At 67.6% G+C, this 21,940-nt stretch carries 21 protein-coding genes; 9 read left to right on the top strand and 12 right to left on the bottom strand.

The features are described from left to right. Positions 1 to 58: 58 nt before the first annotated feature. A complete protein-coding gene (locus KY49_RS25295; protein ID WP_042587198.1) occupies positions 59 to 1,594 on the bottom strand; it encodes a sensor domain-containing diguanylate cyclase in 1,536 nt (511 codons plus the stop codon). A 513-nt stretch (positions 1,595 to 2,107) separates the two neighbouring features. Between KY49_RS25295 and KY49_RS25300 the strand changes: the two genes are divergently transcribed. Both KY49_RS25300 and KY49_RS25305 read left to right on the top strand, forming a co-directional pair. Then, positions 2,108 to 3,649, top strand: coding sequence for an amino acid permease (locus tag KY49_RS25300; protein ID WP_042587199.1), 1,542 nt, complete (start codon positions 2,108 to 2,110; stop codon positions 3,647 to 3,649). Positions 3,650 to 3,822: 173 nt separating this feature from the next. Beyond that, positions 3,823 to 4,068: a DUF3717 domain-containing protein gene (locus KY49_RS25305; RefSeq protein WP_042587200.1), complete on the top strand. Its 246-nt coding sequence runs from the start codon at positions 3,823 to 3,825 to the stop codon at positions 4,066 to 4,068. Between the two features lie 26 nt (positions 4,069 to 4,094). Here the strand turns inward: KY49_RS25305 and KY49_RS25310 are convergent, their stop codons facing one another. From KY49_RS25310 to catA, 5 genes are all read right to left on the bottom strand, one after another. Further along, positions 4,095 to 4,886 carry a 1,6-dihydroxycyclohexa-2,4-diene-1-carboxylate dehydrogenase gene (locus tag KY49_RS25310; protein ID WP_042587201.1) on the bottom strand — a complete coding sequence of 264 codons (792 nt, stop codon included), beginning with the start codon at positions 4,884 to 4,886 and terminating at the stop codon, positions 4,095 to 4,097. Next, on the bottom strand, positions 4,883 to 5,917 hold the full coding sequence (benC, locus tag KY49_RS25315) for a benzoate 1,2-dioxygenase electron transfer component BenC (RefSeq protein WP_042587202.1): 1,035 nt from the start codon (positions 5,915 to 5,917) through the stop codon (positions 4,883 to 4,885). Before benC ends, KY49_RS25310 begins: the two co-directional genes overlap by 4 nt. A 26-nt stretch (positions 5,918 to 5,943) precedes the next feature. After that, the gene (gene benB, locus KY49_RS25320) at positions 5,944 to 6,435 is read right to left on the bottom strand and encodes a benzoate 1,2-dioxygenase small subunit (protein WP_042587203.1); all 492 of its coding nucleotides are present in this window, start codon (positions 6,433 to 6,435) and stop codon (positions 5,944 to 5,946) included. After that, positions 6,432 to 7,799, bottom strand: a complete 1,368-nt coding sequence (gene benA / locus KY49_RS25325; protein ID WP_042587204.1) for a benzoate 1,2-dioxygenase large subunit — start codon at positions 7,797 to 7,799, stop codon at positions 6,432 to 6,434. Before benA ends, benB begins: the two co-directional genes overlap by 4 nt. Before the next feature lie 101 nt (positions 7,800 to 7,900). Then, positions 7,901 to 8,821 (bottom strand): catechol 1,2-dioxygenase, encoded by a 921-nt coding sequence (gene catA / locus KY49_RS25330; RefSeq protein WP_042588722.1) that lies wholly within the window; start codon positions 8,819 to 8,821, stop codon positions 7,901 to 7,903. A gap of 202 nt (positions 8,822 to 9,023) precedes the next feature. Here catA and KY49_RS25335 point away from each other — a divergent pair, with 202 nt between their 5' ends. From KY49_RS25335 to KY49_RS25345, 3 genes are all read left to right on the top strand, one after another. After that, positions 9,024 to 9,941: a LysR family transcriptional regulator gene (locus KY49_RS25335; RefSeq protein WP_042587205.1), complete on the top strand. Its 918-nt coding sequence runs from the start codon at positions 9,024 to 9,026 to the stop codon at positions 9,939 to 9,941. Between the two features lie 104 nt (positions 9,942 to 10,045). After that, complete coding sequence (locus tag KY49_RS25340) at positions 10,046 to 10,846, top strand: alpha/beta fold hydrolase (RefSeq protein WP_042588723.1); 801 nt, start codon at positions 10,046 to 10,048, stop codon at positions 10,844 to 10,846. 19 nt (positions 10,847 to 10,865) lie between these two features. Continuing rightward, positions 10,866 to 11,768, top strand: a complete 903-nt coding sequence (locus KY49_RS25345; RefSeq protein ID WP_156162610.1) for a hypothetical protein — start codon at positions 10,866 to 10,868, stop codon at positions 11,766 to 11,768. 108 nt (positions 11,769 to 11,876) lie between these two features. Here the strand turns inward: KY49_RS25345 and KY49_RS25350 are convergent, their stop codons facing one another. Together KY49_RS25350 and KY49_RS25355 are read right to left on the bottom strand one after the other, a co-directional pair. Then, the gene (locus tag KY49_RS25350; protein WP_042587207.1) at positions 11,877 to 12,224 is read right to left on the bottom strand and encodes a hypothetical protein; all 348 of its coding nucleotides are present in this window, start codon (positions 12,222 to 12,224) and stop codon (positions 11,877 to 11,879) included. Positions 12,225 to 12,419: 195 nt separating this feature from the next. Then, the gene (locus KY49_RS25355) at positions 12,420 to 13,022 is read right to left on the bottom strand and encodes a TetR/AcrR family transcriptional regulator (protein ID WP_042587208.1); all 603 of its coding nucleotides are present in this window, start codon (positions 13,020 to 13,022) and stop codon (positions 12,420 to 12,422) included. Between the two features lie 96 nt (positions 13,023 to 13,118). On the opposite strand from KY49_RS25355, the gene KY49_RS25360 reads away from it, so the two are divergent. Further along, on the top strand, positions 13,119 to 14,384 hold the full coding sequence (locus KY49_RS25360) for a glycosyltransferase (RefSeq protein ID WP_042587209.1): 1,266 nt from the start codon (positions 13,119 to 13,121) through the stop codon (positions 14,382 to 14,384). Here KY49_RS25360 and hutC read toward each other — a convergent pair. The 4 genes from hutC to KY49_RS38770 all read right to left on the bottom strand — a co-directional run bounded on the left by hutC (position 14,368) and on the right by KY49_RS38770 (position 17,417). Continuing rightward, on the bottom strand, positions 14,368 to 15,063 hold the full coding sequence (gene hutC, locus KY49_RS25365; RefSeq protein ID WP_042588724.1) for a histidine utilization repressor: 696 nt from the start codon (positions 15,061 to 15,063) through the stop codon (positions 14,368 to 14,370). The genes KY49_RS25360 and hutC overlap by 17 nt on opposite strands. Before the next feature lie 172 nt (positions 15,064 to 15,235). Beyond that, positions 15,236 to 16,360, bottom strand: a complete 1,125-nt coding sequence (locus KY49_RS25370) for a porin (protein WP_042587210.1) — start codon at positions 16,358 to 16,360, stop codon at positions 15,236 to 15,238. Between the two features lie 113 nt (positions 16,361 to 16,473). After that, complete coding sequence (locus KY49_RS25375; RefSeq protein ID WP_231636484.1) at positions 16,474 to 16,824, bottom strand: hypothetical protein; 351 nt, start codon at positions 16,822 to 16,824, stop codon at positions 16,474 to 16,476. 233 nt (positions 16,825 to 17,057) lie between these two features. Continuing rightward, on the bottom strand, positions 17,058 to 17,417 hold the full coding sequence (locus KY49_RS38770; RefSeq protein ID WP_231636485.1) for a hypothetical protein: 360 nt from the start codon (positions 17,415 to 17,417) through the stop codon (positions 17,058 to 17,060). Here KY49_RS38770 and kdpA point away from each other — a divergent pair. From kdpA to kdpB, 3 genes are read left to right on the top strand one after another with little or no spacing between them, the layout of a single operon-like run. Next, positions 17,416 to 19,119: a potassium-transporting ATPase subunit KdpA gene (gene kdpA, locus KY49_RS25380; RefSeq protein WP_042587212.1), complete on the top strand. Its 1,704-nt coding sequence runs from the start codon at positions 17,416 to 17,418 to the stop codon at positions 19,117 to 19,119. The two genes, KY49_RS38770 and kdpA, sit on opposite strands and share 2 nt — an antisense overlap. A 10-nt stretch (positions 19,120 to 19,129) precedes the next feature. Next, a complete protein-coding gene (gene kdpC, locus KY49_RS25385; protein ID WP_082062442.1) occupies positions 19,130 to 19,828 on the top strand; it encodes a potassium-transporting ATPase subunit KdpC in 699 nt (232 codons plus the stop codon). Positions 19,829 to 19,850: 22 nt separating this feature from the next. Next, positions 19,851 to 21,935 (top strand): potassium-transporting ATPase subunit KdpB, encoded by a 2,085-nt coding sequence (kdpB, locus tag KY49_RS25390; RefSeq protein ID WP_442854647.1) that lies wholly within the window; start codon positions 19,851 to 19,853, stop codon positions 21,933 to 21,935. Positions 21,936 to 21,940 lie beyond the last annotated feature (5 nt).

Genomic DNA, 21,940 nt, shown 5'->3' on the forward strand with positions numbered 1-21,940 from the left:
AACGCTAGCCCAACGCGCACCGGCTGTCCACGGCGGGATGCGGGCGGCGGGCCGGCCGTCACGCCGCGGCCCGGCTGCGCGCGGTGTCCCACACGCGGTTGCGGCCGCTGGATTTCGCCTCGTACAGCGCTTCGTCGGCAAGCTTCAGCAGCATCGCGGCGCTCAGCGCGCGGTCGCGCGTGGTGGTCGCCGTGCCGATGCTGACGGTCACGAGCCCGTACGGGCTCATCACGTGCTCGACGTCGAGCCCGGCGATCGCGCGCCGGATCGCTTCCGCGACGGTGGCCGCGCCGCGCGCGTCGGTGTCGGGCAGCGTGACCACGAATTCCTCGCCGCCGTAGCGCGCGACGTGATCGCTCGGGCGCCGCAGGCAGCGCAGCGCGCACTGCGCGACCTGGCGCAGCACGTTGTCGCCCGCCTGATGGCCGTAGTAGTCGTTGAACGACTTGAAGTGGTCGACGTCGATGAACAGCACGGACAGCGGCCGGCCGCTGCGGGTGGCGCGCTGGGCCTCCTGCGCGAGCACGGCGTCGAACCGGCCGCGGTTGTCGAGGCCGGTCAGCGCGTCGGTATGCGCGAGGCGGTACAGCTTCGATTCGGCGACCTGCCGGCGCTTCAGCTCGCGCGACAGCAACAGCGAGCCCGCCGCGATGATCGCGGTGAAGGCGGCCATCAGCACCCCGATCCAGATCGCGCGCTCGCGCCACGTCGCATAGATGTCGTCCTCGGCGGGCGCGACGTTGACGATCAGCGGCAGGCCGCTCAGGTGCCGGTAGACGAAGTAGCGCCGCACGCCGTCGATGGCCGCCGTGCCGTTCAGCACGCCTTCGCGATGTGCCGTCGCCTGGATGAACAGCGGCCCTTTGTGCAGGTCGAGGCCGACGAGGGCCGGGTCGTACGGCAGGCGGCACACGAGCGCGCCGTTGTCCTCGATGATCGCCGCGGTGCCCCGCTTGCCGACCGCGATGCCGTCGAGCAGCGCGCGGAAGTAGTCGATGCTCAGCGTGCCGACGACGATGCCGCCGAACGAGCCGTCGGGGCGGTCGATCCGGCGGCTGAGCGCGATCGTCAGCGCGCCGTTGCGCAGCCGGGACGCGTAAGGCTTGCTGATGTACAGGCCGTGGGCCAGCCTGTCGCGGTGCGCGGTGAAATAGTCGCGGTCGGCGAAGTTGCCGCGCCGCGCGTGCGTCGAGCGCGAATCGATCACGATGTTGCCTTGCGGGTCCATCACGAAAATCGAACCGAGGTAGTTGCCGGTCGCCGCGCGGTCGAACAGCACGCGATCGCGCAGTGCAGGCGGCAGCGCCATCACGGCCGGATCGGCGACGCCGTCGACGACGTTCTGCAGCGACAGGTCATACAGCTCGATATTCCGGGCAATGTCGCGCTCGATGAGCAGCATCAGGCTGCGGGCGTTTTCGATCGCGTGGTGGTAGGCGTCGCGGCGCGTGTCGATCAGGAACGACGCACACAAGCTCCAGCTGAACAACAGCAGCGCGACGCCCAGGACGATGACGCCGGCGGGCGACAGAATCCGTGCGACCGTCGACGAGACGTGGCGGCGCAACGCGGGCAGCAGCGGGAATTGCATCATCCTGGCGGGCGTAAGACGGCGGAAGATGCATGGTTTCGACGATTCCGCACGATTATTTCAAGATAATCCATATTATCTCGCGAATTTTGACGGTTCTGCCATCTCGTTAAAGCCGTTCATGCTTTAAATGACATCCGACCCGGCTACCTGTCATGACGTTGGCAGGGCACGTGGTGGGAATCTGATTTGAATCCGCCTCTCGCAAGCCGCCATTTTGTCTGATTATTCGAAGCCTGTTCGTATTATTTTCTGATTAATCGGCATTCCGGCGGTTTGGGACCGGACGGCAGTCGGCCGTGCCGGCGGGGGCCGGCCCGCCATGCGTCGCGCACCGCTCGCCGCATGCGCGGTCCCCGCCGACGAATCAGGTAGAATCCGCGCTTCGCCGCAGGCGCCCGGTGGGCGACGCGCTCCGGGGCTGCATCGCATGCAGGCCAGGGGGCGCATCGCGCCTCGATTTCGCGCGGGCGTCGGCCACGCATGCCGCCGGCCCGCTCAACGTTCGTCCGTTTTATGTCCGCACTTCCGAATCCCGACCAACCCGGTTCGTCCGCGAACCCACCCAAGCTTCACCGCGCGCTGAAGGCGCGCCACCTGACGATGATCGCGATCGGCGGCTCGATCGGCACCGGCCTGTTCGTCGCGTCCGGCGCGTCGATCTCGCAGGCCGGCCCCGGCGGCGCGATGGTCGCGTACATGCTGATCGGCCTGATGGTCTATTTCCTGATGACGAGCCTCGGCGAGATGGCGGCGTTCATGCCGGTGTCGGGCTCGTTCGCGACCTACGGCGCGAAGTACGTCGACGAAGGCTTCGGCTTCGCGCTCGGCTGGAACTACTGGTACAACTGGGCGGTGACGATCGCGGTCGAGCTGGTGGCCGCGCAGCTCGTGATGCACTACTGGTTCCCGGACGTGCCCGGGGTCTGGTGGAGCGCCGCGTTCCTCGGCGTGATGTTCCTGCTCAACGCGCTCACCGTGCGCGGCTTCGGCGAGGCCGAATACTGGTTCGCGCTGATCAAGGTCGTCACCGTGCTCGCGTTCATCGGCGTCGGCCTGCTGATGATCTTCGGCATTCTGAAGGGCGCGCCGCACAACGGCTGGAACAACCTGACGATCGGCGACGCGCCGTTCGCGGGCGGCCTGCCGGCGATGATGGGCGTCGCGATGATCGCGGGCTTCTCGTTCCAGGGCACCGAGCTGATCGGCGTCGCGGCCGGCGAATCGGAGAACCCGCGCACGACGATCCCGCGCGCGGTGCGTCAGGTGTTCTGGCGAATCCTGCTGTTCTACGTGCTGGCGATCTTCGTGATCGGCGTGCTGATTCCGTACACCGACCCGAACCTGCTGAAGAGCGACGTGACCGACATCGGCGTGAGCCCGTTCACGCTGGTGTTCCGCCATGCGGGCCTCGCGTTCGCGGCCGGCGTGATGAACGCGGTGATCCTGACCGCGGTGCTGTCGGCCGGCAACTCGGGCATGTATGCGTCGACGCGGATGCTGTACAACCTCGCGACCGAAGGCCGTGCGCCGAAGCTGTTCGCGAAGCTGTCGCCGGGCGGCGTGCCGCGCAATGCGCTGTACGCGACGACGGCGGTCGGCGCGCTGTGCTTCCTGACCTCGCTGTACGGCGACAAGACCGTCTACATGTGGCTGCTGAACACGTCGGGGATGACGGGCTTCATCGCGTGGCTCGGCATCGCGGTCAGCCACTACCGGTTCCGCAAGGGCTACGTCGCGCAGGGCTATTCGCTCGACCAGATGCCGTACGAGTCGAAGTGGTTCCCGTTCGGCCCGCTGTTCGCGTTCGCGCTGTGCATCGTGATCGCGCTCGGCCAGGACTACCAGGCGTTCCTCGCGAACCGGATCGACTGGATGAGCGTCGTCGCGACCTACGTCGGCATCCCGCTGTTCCTCGCGGTGTGGGGCGGCTACCGGCTCGTCAACAAGAGCCGCTTCGTCCGCTACGAGGACATGGAGATCGCGCCGTGGGTGGACGCGAACCGGGACGGGCAGCGGAGCATGCAGCCGGTGCCGGCGCGGGAAACGGCGGCGTAACGGATTCCGACGGGCGCATGACGGGCGCGGCGCGATGGCGCCGCAACCGCGCGACGAAACGGGAAGCCTCGCGCTTCCCGTTTTTTTTCGCGGGTATCTTTCGGTCCGGGGTCAAAGCCGGTTATATTTCCCGACCCATCACGGCGCGCGGGGCGCGCAACCAAGAGGAATTCATGAGCGCATCACCTGCCGGGCAGACGGCCGACGCCGTGTCCATCGTGCGAATCGAAGCCGCGATCAATGCGTGGCGCGCAGTGTACCCGCCGGCCCCGGACGGCGAGGACGGCTACGCGCTCGATGCCGGCAGCGACTGTCTCGCGGAAGTCTACGGCGCGATGATCTGCCATCAGCAGACGAGCGTGCCGCTCGATGCGCTGAATGCAGAGCAGCGCGATGCGCTGTTCGCGACGGAAGTCTAGCCCGCCGACGATGCCGCCAGCCGGCATCACCCCTGATCCCCACCCCCCACCGGCAGCACCGACCCGGTGATGTACGACGCCTCGTCGGATGCGAGGAACAGGATCGCGCCGACCTGCTCGTCGATCGTGCCGTAGCGATGCATCGGGCTCGACGCGACCGTCTGGTCGACGATCGCCTGATACCAGCGCGTTTCCTGTTCGCTCTGCGGCTCGGTGTTGCGCGGCACGATGCGCGGCGGCGCTTCGGTGCCGCCGGTCGCGACCGCGTTCACGCGGATGCCGTTGTGCGCCTGCTCGAACGCGAGGCTCGCGGTCAGCGCATTGACGCCGCCTTTCGCGGCCGCGTACGGAATCCGGTGGATGCTGCGCGTTGCGATCGACGACACGTTGACGATCGTGCCGCGCTTGCGCGCGATCATCGCCGGCAGCACCGCGTGGCAGCACCACAGCGTCGGGAACAGCGAGCGGCGGATCTCCGCGTCGATCTGGCGCGGCTCGTACGCGTCGAACGGCTTCGCCCAGATCGTGCCGCCGACGTTGTTGACCAGCGCGTCGATCCGGCCGAACGCGTCGAGCGCAGCCTGCGCCATCTGCGCGGCGCCTTCGGCCGTTTCCAGGTCGGCGAGCACGGCGATCGCGCGGCCGCCTTCCCGTTCGATGTCGGCGGCGACGTCGCGCACGGTCGGCGCGCGGTCGACGAGCACGAGCGTCGCGCCTTCCCGGGCGGCACGCAGCGCGACGCCGCGGCCGATTCCCTGGCCGGCGCCGGTGACGACGACGACCTTGTCCGCGAAGCGGTTCGGATGGGGCGTGTTCATGCGGCGTTGCTCGACGAGAATTTTTCGAAATACAGGTTGGCCGGCGTCACGCCGCATTCGCGCAGCCACGCCTGCACCGCGTCGACCATCGGCACCGGGCCGCACAGGTAGATGTCGACGTCGCCGTCGTTGAGCCACGCGGGATCGACGTGCGCGGTCACGTAGCCCTTGCGCGGATGCGCGCTGCCGGCGTCGGCGACGCAGGTGCGGTATTCGAAGCCGGGCAGGCGGCGCGTGACGTCGTCGAGCTGGTCGAGCGCGACGAGGTCGGCGTCGTGCGTCACGCCGTACACCATGCGCACCGGTGGTGCGCCATCGCGATCGCCGTTCGTGCGCGCCGCGCACACGTCGAGCATCGACAGGAACGGCGCGATGCCGGTGCCGCCCGCGAGGAACAGCGCGGGCCGCGCCGCGTCGCGCAGGTAGAAGCTGCCGTGCGGGCCCGAGAATGCGATCCGCTGGCCGGGCGCGGCGTCCTGCGCGAGGTAGCCGCTCATCCGGCCGCCCGGCACGTTGCGCACGATGAACGACACGCGCGACGCGCCCGGCTGCGAGCTGAACGAATACGAGCGCGACGACGTCGTGCCGGGAATCTCGACGTTCACGTATTGTCCGGCGAGGAAGCCGAGCTGGTCGGGCGCGTCGAGGTCGATCGCGAAATGGATCGTCGAGTCCGACAGCCGGTCGACGGCCGCGAGCGTGCCTTCATGGCGCGCGGCGCCCGTCTTGCAGGCGGTCGACGACGCCGGCACGCGAATCACGCAGTCGCCGCGCGGGCGCGTCTGGCATGCGAGCACGTAGCGTTGCGACGCTTCGTCGGCAGTCAGCGCGTCTTCGATGTAGCTCGATTCGGGCAGCTCGTAGTTGCCCGATTCGCAATGGCAGCGGCAGGTGCCGCATGCGCCGTCGCGGCAGTCGAGCGGGATGTTGATCTGCTGGCGGTACGCGGCGTCGGACAGCTTTTCGCCGTCGCGGCACGCGATGAAGCGGGTCACGCCGTCTTCGAATTGAAGCGCGATGGTGTGTTCCATGATCGTCTCCCCGATCTCCGGATGGACTAGATGTGATAGACGTCGATCACCTGATTGATGTAGTCGTTCTTCAGCACGACGTACTTGTTCAGGATCTGCGGCGCATTGCCGTTGAAATCGATCACGTAGCGCGACATGCCGAAATAGGTCGACACGGTCTTGTAGCGAAAGCTCAGCGTGTGCCAGTTGAAGCGCACCGTGCAGACGCCGTCTTCGTGCTTTTCCAGCTCGACGTTCGCGATGTTGTGGCTCGTGCGCGTGTCGGGCATCGTCGCGCTCGAGCGCTCGGTCTTGATGCGGAACACGCGATCCTCGAGGCCTTGCCGGTTCGGGTAGAAGATCAGCGAGATCTCGCGCTGCGGATCGGTGACGAGCGCGTCGTCGTCGTCCCACGACGGCATCCAGAACTGCGCGTCCGGGTGGTAGCACGCGAGCCAGTCGTCCCACTGCTCGTCGTCGAGCAGGCGGCTTTCGCGGTACAGGAACGCCTGGACGTCGGCGATCGAGATCGGGTTCATGCGTGGCTCCTTTCGGCTTCGATAGCCTTCCTCATCGTGTCGGCCCAGTAGCGGTGCTGCACCGTATAAAGCCCTTCGTCCTCCGTCTTCACGCCGCTCATCACCGGGTTCAGGCCGATCCTGCGCGCGGCGTCGTCCGGGCCGTCGATCCAGTGCGTCGAGCCGCGGCACATGTCGTTCCACGCGACCGCGATGCCCGCATAGCCTTGCTGGCATGCGCGGAATTCCTCGAGGTCGTCGGGCGTCGCCATGCCGCTGACGTTGAAGAAGTCCTCGTACTGGCGGATGCGGCGCGCGCGCGCGTCGGCGTCCTCGCCCTTCGGCGCGATGCAGTAGATCGTCACTTCGGTGCGGTTCACCGACAGCGGGCGCAGCACGCGGATCTGCGAGCCGAACTGGTCCATCAGGTACACGTTCGGGTACAGGCACAGGTTGCGCGAGTGCTGGATCATCCAGTCGGCGCGCTCGCTGCCGCAGCGCGCGGCGAATTCGTCGCGGCGGTTGAAGTTCGGGCGGTCCTCGGGATTCGACCAGCGCGTCCACAGCAGCATGTGGCCGCGTTCGAACGCATAGAAGCCGCCGCCCTGGCGCCCCCAGCTGCCGGCATCCATCGCGCGGATCTTGTCCTCGCGCGCGTTCTGCTCCTTGCGATGGTTCGTCGTCGCCGCGTAGTTCCAGTGCACGGCCGACACGTGGTAGCCGTCCGCGCCGTTCTCGGCGGTCAGCTTCCAGTTGCCTTCGTACGTGTAGGTCGACGCGCCGCGCAGCACTTCGAGTCCTTCGGATGACTGATCGACGATCATGTCGATGATCCGCGCCGCTTCGCCGAGGTGGTCCTGCAACGGCGGCACGTCGGGGTTCAGGCTGCCGAACAGGAAGCCGCGATAGCTCTCGAAGCGCGCGACCTTCTTCAGGTCGTGCGAGCCTTCCTTGTTGAAGCACTCGGGATAGCCGGCGTCTTCCGGGTCCTTCACCTTCAGCAGCTTGCCGCTGTTGTTGAAGGTCCAGCCGTGGAACGGGCACGTATAGGTCGCCTTGTTGCCGCGCTTGTGGCGGCACAGCATCGCGCCGCGGTGCGTGCAGGCGTTGACGAACGCGTTCAGCTCGCCCTGGCGGTTGCGCGCGATGAAGATCGGCTGGCGGCCGATGTGCGTCGTGTAGTAATCGTTGACGCTCGGAATCTGGCTCTCGTGCGCGAGGTAGATCCAGTTGCCTTCGAAGATGTGCTTCATTTCCAGCTCGAACAGCGCTTCGTCGGTGAAGGCGCTGCGATGCAGGCGATAGTCGCCGCGCGCCTTGTCCTCGATGAGGAAGTCGTCGAGCGTGCGCACGGCGGGTGCGCGTTTCAGGTAGATCGGGATCATCGGGTGTCTCCAGTTTCGTCGGCCGGGGCGCGTGTCGGGTCCGGTCCCACGTAAGGCGCTCACGGGCGGCGCGCGCTCCCGGCGCGCACCGCCGAAGCGGTTCAGGCGGCGGCGCGGATGCGCGTCACTTCCGCGTCCGGCGCCGCGGCGTGCTCGCCGTGCAGCCGGAAATCGAAATCGATCGACGCGAACGGCCGGTCGACGCCGTGGCCGTCGAGCACCGCGGGCGCGCTCACGCGCTGGATCGCGGGCACGAGGCCCTCGCGGCTCGCGAACGCGAAGTCGTCCCACAGGTACGCGTCGCCGTCGATGTTGATCTGCGTGGTCAGCTTGCGGTGGCCCGGCGCGGACACGAAGAAATGGATGTGCGCGGGGCGGCGGCCATGGCGGCCGAGCTTGTCGAGCAGGCGCTGCGTGGTGCCGTCCGGCGGGCAGCCGTAGCCGACCGGCACGATGCTGCGAAACTGGTAGCGGCCACGCGCGTCGGTGACGATCGTGCGGCGCAGGTTGAACGCGCTTTGCGTCTTGTCGAAGAACGAGTAGTTGCCCTGCAGGTTCGCGTGCCAGACCTCGACCTTCGCGCCCGCGAGCGGCGCGCCGTCGTCGCCGTACACGGTGCCCTGCATGAACAGGACGTCGCCGTGCGCATCGTCCGCGCCGTCGTCGAGGCGCGCGAAGCCGATGCTCGCCGGCGCGCCGGCCACGTACAGCGGGCCTTCGATCGTGCGCGGCGTGCCGCCCGTCAGGCCGGCCTGCGCTTCGGCCTCGTCCATGCGGATGTCGAGGAAGCGCTCGAGGCCGAGGCCCGCGGCGAGCAGGCCGAGCTCCTGCGTCGCGCCGGCTTCGGACAGGTATTCGATGCCTTTCCACACCTCGGACGGGGTCAGGTCGAGATCCTCGATCGCCTTGAACAGGTCGGCCGTCAGGCGGACCACGACCTGCCGGATGCGGGGATCGGCTTCGCCGTGCGCGGCGCCGACGATGAACCCTTCGACGAGGGCTTCGATGTCACTGTGGGTCACTGTCTTCTCCTGACTCTGATGGGCCGCGATCCGGCGGGATGCGCGCATTTCCTCTGATCTTCGCCGGCACGGACCGATTGGAGCGTTGATGCCCTGGGGGTATAGTTGTGGGGTTCCGAGCAGGCAGTTGAAGGATAGTTGCGCGCGAAATGCGTCGTCCAACACTGATTTAGTATCAGTTTCATATCCAAGAGGTATTGAAATGGAGTTGCGACACCTTCGTTATTTCGTCGCGGTGGCCGAGGAGCGGAATTTCACGCGCGCGGCGGAGCGGCTGCACATCGCGCAGCCGCCGCTGAGCCGCCAGATCCAGCAGCTCGAGGAACTGCTCGGCGTGCCGCTGTTCGAGCGCAACGCGCGGCCGCTGAAGCTGACCGACGCGGGGCGCTTCTTCCATTCGCATGCGGTGCAGCTGCTTGCGCAGACGGCCGAGCTGGAATCGATGACCAAGCGCGTCGGCAAGATCGAGCGCAGCCTGTCGATCGGCTTCGTCGGCTCGACGCTGTACGGGATGCTGCCGAAGATCATCCGGCGCTATCGCGACGAATTCCCGGCGGTCGAGCTGAGCCTGCAGGAGCTGTCGACGATGGACCAGATCAAGGCGCTGAAGGAAGGGCGCATCGACGTCGGGTTCGGGCGCATCCGCCACGAGGACCCGAGCGTGCGGCGCGTCGTGCTGCGCGAGGAGCGGATGATCGTCGCGCTGCCGGTCGGCCATGCGCTCGACGGCGCGAAGGAGGTGCTGTCGCTGCACGACCTCGTCAACGACACGCTGATCATTTTTCCGAAGGCGCCGCGGCCGAGCTACGCCGACCAGGTGCTCGCCGCGTTCCACGACCGCGCGCTGAAGCCGCGCAGGATCTACGAGACCCGCGAGCTGCAGATCGCGCTCGGGCTCGTCGCGGCGGGCGAGGGCGTGTCGGTCGTGCCGCACAGCGTGTACGGGCTGAAGCGCGACGACATCAGCTACAAGCCGCTCGACGATCCGAACCTCGTGTCGCCGATCATCATGAGCATGCGGATGCTCGACGAATCGGAGGACATCCGCGCGATGCAGGCGCTGATCTACCGGCTGTACGACGAGGCGAAGATGGCGTACCTGCCGCCGCAGCAGGCGTGAGCGCCGGCGCGCAGGCTTGACGCGATGCGCAGCGCCGCGCCAACATGGCCGGCGTTCGGCGCGGCCGGAAGGTGCCGGCCGCTTTCACGCAAACGACAATCGACATGACGCATACCGCACACGACGAGACCTGGATCGAGACGCCTCAAGGGCGCCTCTTCGCGAAACGCTGGCGCGGCGCGCCGGTGGCCGATGCGGCCGCCGGCCCGATCGTGCTGCTGCACGATTCGCTCGGCAGCGTCGGGTTGTGGCGGGACTTTCCGGAGCGGCTTGCGCAGGCGACGCAGCGCGACGTGATCGCGTACGACCGGCTCGGCTTCGGCCGCTCCGATCCGCATCCGGCGCGTTTGACCGCGACGTTCGTGCGCGACGAGGCGGACCACGCATTTCGCGCGCTGCGCGAGCAGCTCGGCTTCGCGTCGTTCGTCGCGTTCGGCCACAGCGTCGGCGGCGGGATGGCGGTGGGATGCGCGGCGGCTTATCCCGATCGATGCCGCGCGCTCGTGACCGTCGCGGCGCAGGCGTTCGTCGAGGAGCGCACGCTGGCGGGCATTCGCGAGAGCGAACGCCAGTTCGCCGAGCCCGGCCAGCTCGACCGTCTCGCGCGCCATCACGGCGACAAGGCTGAATGGGTGTTGCGCGCGTGGGTCGATACGTGGCTGTCGGCGGCGTTTCGCGACTGGAGCCTGGACGACGTGCTGCCGCAGGTGCGCTGCCCGACGCTGGCGATCCATGGTTCGCAGGACGAATACGGCTCGTCCGCGCACCCGAACCGCATCGCGTCGCGCGTGGCCGGACCGTCGTCCGTCATGATGCTGAAGGAATGCGGGCACGTGCCGCACCGCGAGCGCACGGCCGACGTGCTCGACGCGGTGAAGGATTTCCTGACGCGGCATGGGGTGTGAGCGCTGGATGGCGTGCCAAATGATGAAGAACGCGAAACGAACGCTCATCGGGGCGGTTGCGATGATGGCGGCCGCTTGTGCACATGCATTCGAGTTTGAGGATGCGGTGCCGCTGACGATCGGCGCGATGCAACGCAATGCCCGGCCATCCGATATCGATGTGTCGCTGGACGGAAAAACGGTCACGGTTGCCGCACGCTTGCGCAATGAAACGCATGCCTGGGTGAAGAGCGGGTACTACGCGTACACGCCTTTGTTTCACCGCCTCGGCGCCGGCGAGGAGCATGACGACAAGCGCTTTTCCGGTCTGACGGTGGCCTTTGGCGGAACGGCGATTCCGCTTGTCGCCGAGCGGCGCGCGTTCTTTCTCGGCAAGGACGTGACTGGCGAGGTCAGGGCGGCTGGCCTGGATACGCTGCCGAGCGAAGAGCGCGATTCCGCGCAGGTTGCCCGAATCAAGCCGCAACTCGGCATGAAGCTGGAGGATGGCCGCGATTGGGAAGGGTTCGTGTCGTACTCCTGGGTCGTTCCGGCGTCGCCTGATTCGACGGGCGTAATGACGATCCGCTATCAGGCGCTGCCGCAGTTCAGCCTGGAAGAGGTGACGAGTGCGCGCTTTGCCCGTCTGGTCGAACAGCACTGCGGCGACGCAGCGCGCGTGAAGCAAAGGCTGCGCGCGATGGAGACGGGTTCCGGACAGATCCTGGTGCAGCGATACGTCGTGCCGGTTTCCTTCATGAACCGATCGCCGGTCAAGGTGAGCCTGTCGCAGCCGAGCCCCGACTGGATGGGCGGACAACCGTTGCTGTCGCTGGTGTGCGGCCTGACCTCGCGTGACGGTGCGGCGCTTCCCGCAACCGGCACGATCGACGATGCGGATGCAGTGCTGTCGATCCTGGTGATTTCGCGCCCGGCCCGTTAGCGACGACCCGTGGCCCAACCGTCAACCATCACGACGCTGAAGGAACGCGGGCGCGTGCCGCACCGCTCGGGCGCTTGAACGCCCGAGCCGGCGGCGGGCAGCGGACGTTCAGAATGCGAGCTGAATCGCGAGGTCGATCGCGAGCAGCGCGATCGAACAGCCGATGCCGAGGACCACGTTCGGCAGCCGGTGCTCGAAATCCCGGTCCTTGCGCATCGCCGCGCCGAGCAGGTACAGCGCTTCGATGACGATCTGCAGGCCGACGAACAGCAGCATCAGCAGGTATTCGTAGCCCATCCCCTTGAAGCCGGCGAAGTGCATCCCGTGATCGCGGATCCACTGGCCGACGCGCAGCAGCTCGTAGACGAACAGCAGCGCGGGGAACAGGTAGCTGACGAAATAGGTCGGCACGCTGGCGTGCCGCAGTTCGAGGTGGAAATGATGCGTGGCGGCCATCACGAATTCCTCCTTGCAAACAGGTTTGCGATCGCGACGGCGACGCGCAACACGCGCATGCAGGGTTTGCCCGGGGCACCTTGCGCAGCCGTACGTCATCAGCATACTGCTGCGCGGTGAATTTGGCATGGCCGGTGTGTCGCAACGGCTACGCGGGCTTACGGTTGGCATACATCGGCGGCGATGCCGCGCCGCTTACGCCTTCGCCCCTTCGACGAACAGCCGGGCGACCGCCTGGAACTCGCGCTTCAGCGACAGCCCCGGCACATTCAGCCAGCGCAGCATCGCCGCGAGATACAGGTGGTGGAACCACGTCGCGAGCTGATCGGCGCAGAGCGCGCCGTTCAGTTCGCCGGCTTGCTGGCCGGCGACGATCAGCTGTTTCCAGACGAGCGCGATGTCGCTGCCGCTTTCCGCTTCCGCTACGCCGATGCTCAGGAAGCGATGCCGCAGGTACGCGAGCAGATAGACCGGATGCTGCTCGCACCATGCGGCCGACGCGTCGAGCACGCACGCGATTCGGGATGCGAAGGTCTTGCGTCGCGCGACGTCGCGTTGCAGATGCGCGAGATCGCGTTCCAGTTCGCGTTCGAGCCAGTGCGCGAGCACGGCTTCCTTCGTCGGAAAGTGGTTGTACAGCGTGCGCTTCGCGACGTCGGCCTCCGCAGCGATCTGCTCCATCGTGACCGCTTCGTAGCCGTGTGCGTCGAACAGGCGCGCGGCGGTCTCCGCGAGATGCGCGAGCATCTGGATGCGCTTGCGCGCGCGGCGGCCCGGATCGTCGGCGATGGAGGTCATGGCGAAGGTCTTCACGGAAAGTGTACGAATTGCATTAGTATACGACGTGTATTTTTATGGCGCCATTCCGGCGCGTCGCGCACAAGGGGTTCTCGCATGAAGCTCGTCATCGTCACCTACGGCACCGAAGGCGATACGCGCCCGCTCGCGGCGCTCGGCCGTGCGCTGCTCGACGCCGGCCACGAGGTGCGGCTGCTGGCCGATGCCGCGACGCTCGGCTCGGCCGCCGCGCTCGGCGTGCCGTCGGCCGCGCTGTCGGGCGACATCCGCCGCGCGCTCGCACCGGGCGAAGCGCTGTCGGACGCGGTGAGCGGGCGGGGCGGCTTCAACGACACGTCGAAGGCGCTCGCGGCGATCGCGAATGCGAACACCGCCGCGTGGATGCGCGAAGTCGCCGATGCGTCGGCGGGCTGCGACGCGATCGTCGTGTCGGGGCTCGCGGCGTTCGTCGGCCTGTCGGTCGCCGAGTATCGTGGCGTTCCCGCGATCGGCGCGGGGCTGATCCCGATCACGCCCACCGCCGGCTTTCCGTCGCCGTTCCTGCCGCCGGACAAGCTGCCGCGCTGGCTCAACCGCGCGAGCCACCGGCTCGTGAATGCGCTGCTGTGGCAGGCGTTCCGGCGCGCGACCAACGCGGCGCGCGCGAGCGTCTGCGGGTTGCCGCCGCGCAAGCGCGTCTGGACCGGGCATCCGATGCTGTACGGCGTGTCGCCGGCGCTGCTGTCAGGCCCCGCCGACTGGCCGGACAACGCGTGCGCGTGCGGGCAATGGAGCGTCGACGATCCGGCGTGGACGCCGCCGGCGGCGCTCGACGCGTTTCTCGCCGCGGGCGAGCCGCCGGTCTATGTCGGCTTCGGCAGCATGGCGGGTTTCGATCGCGCGTCGCTGACGGATGCGCTGGTGACGGCGCTCGACGGCCGCCGCGCGCTGTTCTATCCGGGATGGAGCGGGATCGACACGTCCGCGCTGCCGAAGCACGTGTTCGTCGTCGGCGACACGCCGCATCGCTGGCTGTTTCCGCGCACGTCGATGGTGATTCATCACGGCGGATCGGGCACCACGCACTCGGCGGCGCGCGCGGGCGTGCCGTCGGTGGTGGCGCCGTTCGCGGGCGACCAGTTCTTCTGGGCGAACCGGCTTCAGCGGCTCGGCGTGGCCGGCGCGCCGGTGGCGGGCAGGCGGCTGCGGGCCGCCGAGCTTGCGCGCGGCATCGCGTTTGCGCAGCGCGGCGACGTGCAGGCGCGCGCCGCCGAACTGGGGCGGCGCATCGCGCAAGAGCACGGGTTGCGGCGGGCGGTCGCCGCGATCGAGCGATGGGGCGCGAGCGGGCGGGCGCAGGCCCGCGTCAGAAATGCCCGGTGAAGCGGTACCGGCTGCCCGGATGCCACAGATTGACCGTCGACGCGACGACGCCTTGCGACCACGTGCGCCGGTGCAGCATCAGGCACGGCTCGCGCTCGTCCATCGTCAGCAGGCGGCGCGTTTCCGCATCGGGCATCGCGGCCTCGATCCGGTATTCGACGCGCTGCAGCGGCGCGACGCGCGTCAGGTACTGGTTCGGCGTCGTCGTCGTGAAGTCCTGCAGCGCGTAGTCGGGCGCGCAGGCCGGATTGACCCAGCGCTCCTCGAGCTGCACGGGCGTGTCGTTCTCGAAGTGCAGCACGCGCGAATGGAAGATCGGCTTGCCGGCGTCGAGCTGCATCTCGTCGGCGAGCTTCGCGTCGGCGACCGTCGCGCCGACCTGCAGCACCTGCGCGCGATAGCCGTGGCCGCGCGCGCCGACTTCGTCCGAGATGCTGCGGATCGCGACGAGCGTCGACTCGTACTTCGGCGTCGCGACGAACGTGCCGGAGCCGCGGGTGCGCGTCAGCACCTGCTCGGCCGTCAGCTCGCGCAGCGCGCGGTTGACGGTCATCCGCGCGACGTTGAATTCGCGCGCGAGTTCGTTCTCCGACGGCACCTGGTCGCCTTCCGCCCATTCGCCGGCGTGGATCCGCGCCAGGATGAAATCCTTGATTTCCTGATAGATCGGTGTGGTCATGGGATCGCAGTTCAAGAAGCGGTGGCCGCCCGCCGCCGAATGCCGGCCCGGCGCGCGCCCGGCGCCGAGTGTACCGGTTTCGCGGACGCACCGGTCCGATTTCCTTGGATGATCCCCGTTTGTGCGACGCGCGTCCATGCGGGATTGCACAGAGCCGCGCGTCGGTGGCCCGTCAGAACCGGTGCCGGATGCCGACGGTCGCCGCGACCTGCGTGTTCGTCGACGACGCGCCCAGTCCGTTGATGCTCGCGAAGCCGAGCGTCGTGCCCGATGCCACGCCGGACTGGTGCTGGTACACGGTTTCCGCATACACGTCGGTGCGCTTGCTCAGCGCGTAGTCGGCCATCAGCGTGACCTGATGCCATTTCGGGCGCCGGCTGCCGGCGGCGTCGTCGAAGCGGCCGTCGGTAAACGTATAGGCGCCGGCGAACGACACCGCAGAGTTCAGCGCATACCGGGCGTTGACTTCGTAGTTGTCGAAGCGCAGCGAATTCGGCGCGCCCGGCAGCGACGAGGCGGCCGTCCGGTCGAACATCGAATGCGTCCACAGCGCGCCGACCGTCAGCCGCTCGAACGTGTAGCTGCCGCCCGCGCCCATCACGCGCTGGCGGGCCGACGGAAAGCTCGCGTTGTCGTTGGTCGACAGCGCGCCGCCCGTGGTCAGGCCGCCGCGATTGAGCTGCAGGTACGCGGCGCCGAAGTTGACCGGACCGTTCGCATACGACACGCCGGCGCTGTAAGCGCGGTTGTTCGCGAAGCCGGGCTGGTTGCTGAAGCCGTACAGGCCGGCGAACTGAAACCCGGCGATCGTCGGGCTCGCGTACTTGACCGCATTGTCGATGTAGAACGAATCGTCGACGTTGTCGTTGTCGAACGGGTGCGCGGCAAGGTTGTTGCCGTCGCCGTTGTTCGACATCGCGATCGGGCCGAGATAATCGACGACGGCGTCGTATTGCCGGCCGAGGGTCAGCGTGCCGTAGCGGTCGTCCTGCAGGCCGACGTACGCGCGACGGCCGAACATCGAATCCTTGTAGGACTGCGTGCCGTTGTTCAGGTTGAATCCGCTCTCGAGCCGGAAGATCGCGTGCAGGCCGCCGCCGAGATCTTCCGCGCCGTTCAGGCCGAACACCGTGTTCGACAGCAGCCCGCTGCCTTGCTGCCAGACGCTCTTGCCCGACTGGTTGTTCACGTACGCGATGCCGGCATCCAGCATCCCGTAGAGGGTGACGCTGCTTTGTGCGTGTGCGGTGACGCTGAGCACGGCGACCGCGAGGGCGCCGACGATTTCTTTTTTCATCGTTTGACTTCCTGGAAAGACCCGTTTCGACGGGCGTGCTGCGAATGACGCGCGCGATCGGCGTCGATGGCGCGCGTCTGAACCGGTAAAAGAGGGGAGGCGGCGCGTGCCGTTCAGCGCCGCGACGGGCGGATCGCGCCCAGCTCGGCCTCGGGCAGCAGCCGGATGATCGACGACATCACCTGCGACACGAGCGACTTCGCAAGCTCGATTTGCAGGCACGCGCGGCCGGTCTGGCGATTGATCTCCGCCGTGTAGATGTTCAGCGCGGGGTCGAGCGCATCGTGCAGCATGCGGCGCGCGGCGGCCAGGTTGCCGGTATCGACCCGGATCGACAGCAGCACCGGATAGTCCGAGATGTGCCTGCGCGGCCGTGGCGTGATGCGCGGGCCGGATACGGCCGGCCGCGCTGGGAGACCGTGCGCAAACGTGATCGAAACGGCTTCGGATCTGGGCGATTTCATGCATGTATCCCCGCGCCGCATCACTGCCTGCGTTACGGAGATCCCGTCTGGAACATGGTGCTCATTTTAGGAATGGCGCTGAAGATACGGTGTATAGACTGACGGCGCGCTCGAAAAAATCACATAAAAGCGCCGCGCATTGCCCCGTTACGCATATGAAATGCACGCTTCGCGTCTTTACAGGTTTTTTACTTCACGAAAGGAAATTGAACACCGCTTTGATACGCGGATTCCTACACTGTCGCATCCCATTCTCCCGTCGAGCGTGGGGTGGCCGTCGTCCGGCCTGATGCGCCGCCGCAGCGGCGCGGGCCGGCGATATCGACAAGTGCCGCGGGTTTTCCGGGCAAGCAAAACAAAAGGGGAAAGCGATGTTGTGGATTTCGGGGGGCATTTCGGTCGCGCTCTTCATCTATCTGTTCCATGCGTTGATCAAGCCGGAACGGTATTGATTCGTGCATTGCAACGGAAATAGGAAAAATATCGGTGAACCTTATGAGCGATCTGCTTTTCGTGCTGTTCACGCTCGTGTTCTTCGTGTTGACGGCCGGTTTCATCAACGGCCTGGACAGGATTTGAGCGAGCGTCGACATGTTCAATAACCTCATTCAATTCGTGATCGTGCTGGCGATCATGCTGGCGCTCGCGCCCGTCGTCGGGAAATGGCTGGCGCACGCGTTCACCAGCCCGCGCCACGCGTGGGCCGAGCAGCGCACTTACGCGCTGCTGGGCGTCGACCCGGCCGAGACGATGTCGTGGAAGCGTTACGGGATGGTGCTGCTGCTCAGCAACGCGGGCATGATGCTGCTCGGGTATCTGCTGCTGCGCGTGCAGGACATGCTGCCGTTCGATTCGCTGCAGCGTGCGTCGCAGAGCCCCGATCTCGCATTCAACACGGCCGCGTCGTTCATCACGAACACCAACTGGCAGGCCTACGCCGGCGAAAGCAGCCTGTCGAACTTCTCGCAGATGGCGGTCATCACGTTCCTGATGACGGTCAGCGCGGCGACCGGCGTCGCCGCCGCGGGCGGCTTCATCCGCGGCCTGAGCCGCAGGAACGCGGCGGACATCGGCAACTACTGGGTGGACTTCACGCGTGTGATCTATCGCGTGCTGCTGCCGCTGTGCTTCGTGATGGCGCTGGTGTACGTGTGGCAGGGCATGCCGCAGACGCTCGCGTCGGACGCGTGGGCGACCACGCTCGAAGGGGCGCGCCAGCAGATCGTGACGGGCCCGGTCGCGAGCCTCGAGTCGATCAAGCACATCGGCACCAACGGCGGCGGCTTCTTCAGCATGAACGCCGCGCATCCGTTCGAGAACCCGACGCCGCTCACCAACACGCTGCACATGCTCAGCATGCTGCTGATTCCGTCGGCGCTGACCTATGCGCTCGGCAGCATGATCGGCCGGCGCCGCCAGGGCTGGGTGATCCTCGGCGCGTTCGTCGTGATGTTCGTGGGCTTCCTGGCGGTGATCTACCAGGCCGAGCAGCACGGCAATCCGCTGCTCGCCGGGCTGGGCGTCGATCAGGCCATGAGCGCCGAGCAGCCGGGCGGCAACATGGAAGGCAAGGAGATGCGCTTCGGCATCGCGCAGACGAGCCTGTTCGCGACCGTCACGACGGCCGCGACCACGGGTTCGGTCGATGCGATGCACGACTCGCTGACGCCGCTCGGCGCTCTCGTGCCGCTCGCGCAGATGATGCTGAACAACGTGTTCGGCGGCGACGGCGTCGGGCTGATCAACCTGTTCACGTTCGCAATCCTGACGGTGTTCCTCGTCGGCATGATGATCGGGCGCACGCCGGAATTTCTCGGCAAGAAGATCGAGGCCCGCGAAATGAAGCTCGTGATGCTCGCGGTGCTCGCGCATCCGTTCAGCATCCTCGGCTTCACCGCTGTCGCCGCGACGATGCACGCGACGATGGCCAGTCTCGCCAACCTCGGGCCGCACGGCTTCAGCGAGGTGCTGTACGCGTACACGTCGGGCACCGCCAACAACGGCTCCGCGTTCGCGGGCCTGAACGCGAACACGCCGTTCTTCAACACGACGATCGGCTTCGCGATGCTGATCGGCCGCTATCTGACGCTGCTGCCGATGCTGGCCGTCGCCGGCTGCCTCGCCGCCAAGAAAAGCATTCCGGAAAGCGCCGGCACGCTGTCCACGTCGACGGGCCTGTTCGCCGGCCTGCTGGTCTTCGTGATCCTCGTCGTCGGCGGCCTCACGTTCCTGCCGGCGCTCGCGCTGGGCCCGATCGTCGAGCATCTGCTGATGACGAGCGGCCAACTGTTCTGAGGAAATCATCATGTCTCGAAGCAATCGCCACGCGGCGCCGGCCGCCGCGCCGGTCTCCGGATCGTCGTTCATGGCCGCCGCCGGCGGCCTCGTCAGGCCGGTGATCGCATCGTCGGTGCTGTTCATGCTCGTCACGGGCCTCGCTTACCCGCTGGTCACGACCGGCGTCGCGAACGTGCTGTTTCCGTCGCAGGCGTGCGGCAGCCTGGTCGTGCGCGACGGCGTCACCGTCGGCTCGGCGGTGATCGGGCAGTCGTTCGCGCGCCCGGAGTACTTCCATCCGCGCCCGAGCGCCACGGTCGGCACGGACCCCGCCGATCCGGCGAAGACCGTCGACCAGCCGTACAACGCGGCCGGCAGCGGCGCGAGCAACCAGGGCGCGGCCAGCAAGAAGCTGCTCGCGGACATCGCGGCGCGCGTGCGCGCGTACCGGCAGGAGAACGGGCTCGCGCCCGACGCGCCGGTGCCGGTCGATGCGGTGACGGCGTCCGCGTCCGGGCTCGATCCGGAAATCTCGATCGCGAATGCGCGGCTGCAGGCGGCGCGGGTCGCGAAAGCGCGCGGCGTCGCGCCCGACCAGGTGACGGCGCTCGTCGAGCGGGTCGCCGCGCCGCGCCAGCTCGCGGTGCTCGGCGAGCCGCGCGTCCGCGTGCTCGAGCTGAACATGGCGCTCGACCGCGCGCTCGGCAAAGCGGCCGGCGCGCGCTAAGGGAAGGCAAAGGAGTCAACTCATGTCTCATATCGAAACCTCGATCAACCAGGCGGCCGCCCCGATCGGCGGCATTGCGCCGATGCGCTGGACCTTGGTGCTGCGCGAGGCGTTCAGGAAGCTCGCGCCGCAGGTGCAGTGGAAGAACCCCGTGATGTTCGTCGTCTACCTGGGCAGCATCGTCACGACGCTGCTGTGGCTGCAGGCGCTGACGGGTTCCGGCGACGCGCCGGCCGGCTTCATTTTCGGCGTCGCGTGCTGGCTGTGGTTCACGGTGCTGTTCGCGAACGCGGCCGAGGCGCTGGCCGAAGGGCGCGGCAAGGCGCAGGCCGAGGCGCTGCGCGCGGCGCGCAAGCGCGTCCATGCGAAGGTGCTCGACGAGCCGAAGCGCTACGGCGCAACGACTCATCGCGTGCCGAGCGATGAGCTGGCCGCGGGCAGCATCGTGCTCGTCGAGGCCGGCGACACGATTCCGGCCGACGGCGAAGTGATCGACGGCGTCGCGTCGGTCGACGAATCGGCGATCACCGGCGAATCGGCGCCGGTGATCCGCGAGTCGGGCGGCGATTTCTCGTCGGTGACGGGCGGCACCCGCGTGCTGTCCGACTGGATCGTCGTGAAGATCACCGCGAATCCGGGCGAGGCGTTCCTCGACCGCATGATCGCGATGGTCGAGGGCGCGAAGCGCGGCAAGACGCCGAACGAGATCGCGCTGTCGATCCTGCTGGTCGCGCTGACGATCATCTTCCTGCTCGCGTGCGTGACGCTGCTGCCGTTCTCGCAGTTCAGCGTGCTGCTCAATGCGTCCGGCTCGGCCGTGAGCCTGACCGTGCTGATCGCGCTGCTGGTCTGCCTGATTCCGACGACGATCGGCGCGCTGCTGTCGGCGATCGGCATCGCGGGGATGAGCCGCATGATGCGCGCGAACGTGCTCGCCACGTCGGGCCGCGCGATCGAGGCGGCGGGCGACGTCGACGTGCTGCTGCTCGACAAGACCGGCACGATCACGCTCGGCAACCGCGAGGCGGTGCAGTTCCGCCCGGCGTCCGGCGTGGACGAGCGCACGCTCGCGCAAGCCGCGCAGTTGTCGTCGCTCGCGGACGAGACGCCGGAAGGGCGCTCGATCGTCGCGCTCGCGAAGCAGCGGTTCGGCCTGCACGTGCGCGGGGTCGACGGCGGCATCACGGTGCCGTTCAGCGCGCGCACCCGGATGAGCGGGCTCGACATCGGCGAGCGCCAGGTGCGCAAGGGCGCGGCGTCCGCGATCCGCGCGCACGTCGCCGCGCTCGGCGGCGTGTTTCCGGGCGAGGTCGAGGCGTCGGTCAGCGACATCGCGCGCCGCGGCGGCACGCCGCTCGTGGTCGCCGACGGCAGCCGGGTGCTGGGCACGATCGAGCTGAAGGACATCGTCAAGCACGGCATCAAGGCGCGCTTCGCGGAGCTGCGCAAGGTCGGCGTGAAGACCGTGATGATCACCGGCGACAACCGGCTGACGGCGGCGGCGATCGCGGCGGAGGCGGGCGTCGACGACTATCTCGCGGAAGCGACGCCGGAGGACAAGCTGCGCCTCATTCGCGAGCATCAGGCGAAGGGCCACCTGGTCGCGATGACGGGCGACGGCACCAACGACGCGCCGGCGCTGGCCCAGGCCGACGTGGCGGTGGCGATGCACAGCGGCACGCAGGCGGCCAAGGAAGCGGCCAACATGGTCGACCTGGACAGCAGCCCGACGAAGCTGATGCAGGTGGTCGAGGTCGGCAAGCAGATGATCATGACGCGCGGCGCGCTGACGACGTTCAGCGTCGCGAACGATCTCGCGAAGTACTTCGCGATCATTCCGGCGGCGTTCGTCGCCACCTATCCGGCGCTCGGCGCGCTGAACGTGATGCGGCTGCACAGCCCGACGTCGGCGATCCTGTCGGCGGTGATCTTCAATGCGCTGATCATCGTCGCGCTGATCCCGCTCGCGCTGAAGGGCGTGAAGTACCGCGCCGAGCCGGCGGAGAAGCTGCTGTGGCGCAACCTGATGATCTATGGCGTGGGGGGCGTCGTCGCACCCTTCATCGGCATCAAGCTCATCGACATGCTGCTGACGCCGTTCGTCTGACCGGC

Source organism: Burkholderia sp. MSHR3999, from assembly GCF_000833595.1.
In the GTDB taxonomy this organism is placed as follows: Bacteria; Pseudomonadota; Gammaproteobacteria; order Burkholderiales; family Burkholderiaceae; genus Burkholderia; species Burkholderia ubonensis.

Coding starts and splice junctions, on each gene's coding strand:
- KY49_RS25375 (WP_231636484.1), bottom strand. CDS start 16,824: ATGAAATCGCCCAGATCCGAAGCCGTTTCGATCACGTTTGCGCACGGT.
- benC (WP_042587202.1), bottom strand. CDS start 5,917: ATGGAACACACCATCGCGCTTCAATTCGAAGACGGCGTGACCCGCTTC.
- kdpA (WP_042587212.1), top strand. CDS start 17,416: ATGTTCAATAACCTCATTCAATTCGTGATCGTGCTGGCGATCATGCTG.
- KY49_RS25295 (WP_042587198.1), bottom strand. CDS start 1,594: ATGATGCAATTCCCGCTGCTGCCCGCGTTGCGCCGCCACGTCTCGTCG.
- KY49_RS25335 (WP_042587205.1), top strand. CDS start 9,024: ATGGAGTTGCGACACCTTCGTTATTTCGTCGCGGTGGCCGAGGAGCGG.
- KY49_RS38770 (WP_231636485.1), bottom strand. CDS start 17,417: ATGTCGACGCTCGCTCAAATCCTGTCCAGGCCGTTGATGAAACCGGCC.
- hutC (WP_042588724.1), bottom strand. CDS start 15,063: ATGACCACACCGATCTATCAGGAAATCAAGGATTTCATCCTGGCGCGG.
- KY49_RS25355 (WP_042587208.1), bottom strand. CDS start 13,022: ATGACCTCCATCGCCGACGATCCGGGCCGCCGCGCGCGCAAGCGCATC.
- KY49_RS25340 (WP_042588723.1), top strand. CDS start 10,046: ATGACGCATACCGCACACGACGAGACCTGGATCGAGACGCCTCAAGGG.
- benB (WP_042587203.1), bottom strand. CDS start 6,435: ATGAACCCGATCTCGATCGCCGACGTCCAGGCGTTCCTGTACCGCGAA.
- benA (WP_042587204.1), bottom strand. CDS start 7,799: ATGATCCCGATCTACCTGAAACGCGCACCCGCCGTGCGCACGCTCGAC.
- KY49_RS25300 (WP_042587199.1), top strand. CDS start 2,108: ATGTCCGCACTTCCGAATCCCGACCAACCCGGTTCGTCCGCGAACCCA.
- KY49_RS25370 (WP_042587210.1), bottom strand. CDS start 16,360: ATGAAAAAAGAAATCGTCGGCGCCCTCGCGGTCGCCGTGCTCAGCGTC.
- kdpC (WP_082062442.1), top strand. CDS start 19,130: ATGTCTCGAAGCAATCGCCACGCGGCGCCGGCCGCCGCGCCGGTCTCC.
- KY49_RS25360 (WP_042587209.1), top strand. CDS start 13,119: ATGAAGCTCGTCATCGTCACCTACGGCACCGAAGGCGATACGCGCCCG.
- KY49_RS25345 (WP_156162610.1), top strand. CDS start 10,866: ATGATGAAGAACGCGAAACGAACGCTCATCGGGGCGGTTGCGATGATG.
- kdpB (WP_442854647.1), top strand. CDS start 19,851: ATGTCTCATATCGAAACCTCGATCAACCAGGCGGCCGCCCCGATCGGC.
- KY49_RS25310 (WP_042587201.1), bottom strand. CDS start 4,886: ATGAACACGCCCCATCCGAACCGCTTCGCGGACAAGGTCGTCGTCGTC.
- KY49_RS25305 (WP_042587200.1), top strand. CDS start 3,823: ATGAGCGCATCACCTGCCGGGCAGACGGCCGACGCCGTGTCCATCGTG.
- KY49_RS25350 (WP_042587207.1), bottom strand. CDS start 12,224: ATGGCCGCCACGCATCATTTCCACCTCGAACTGCGGCACGCCAGCGTG.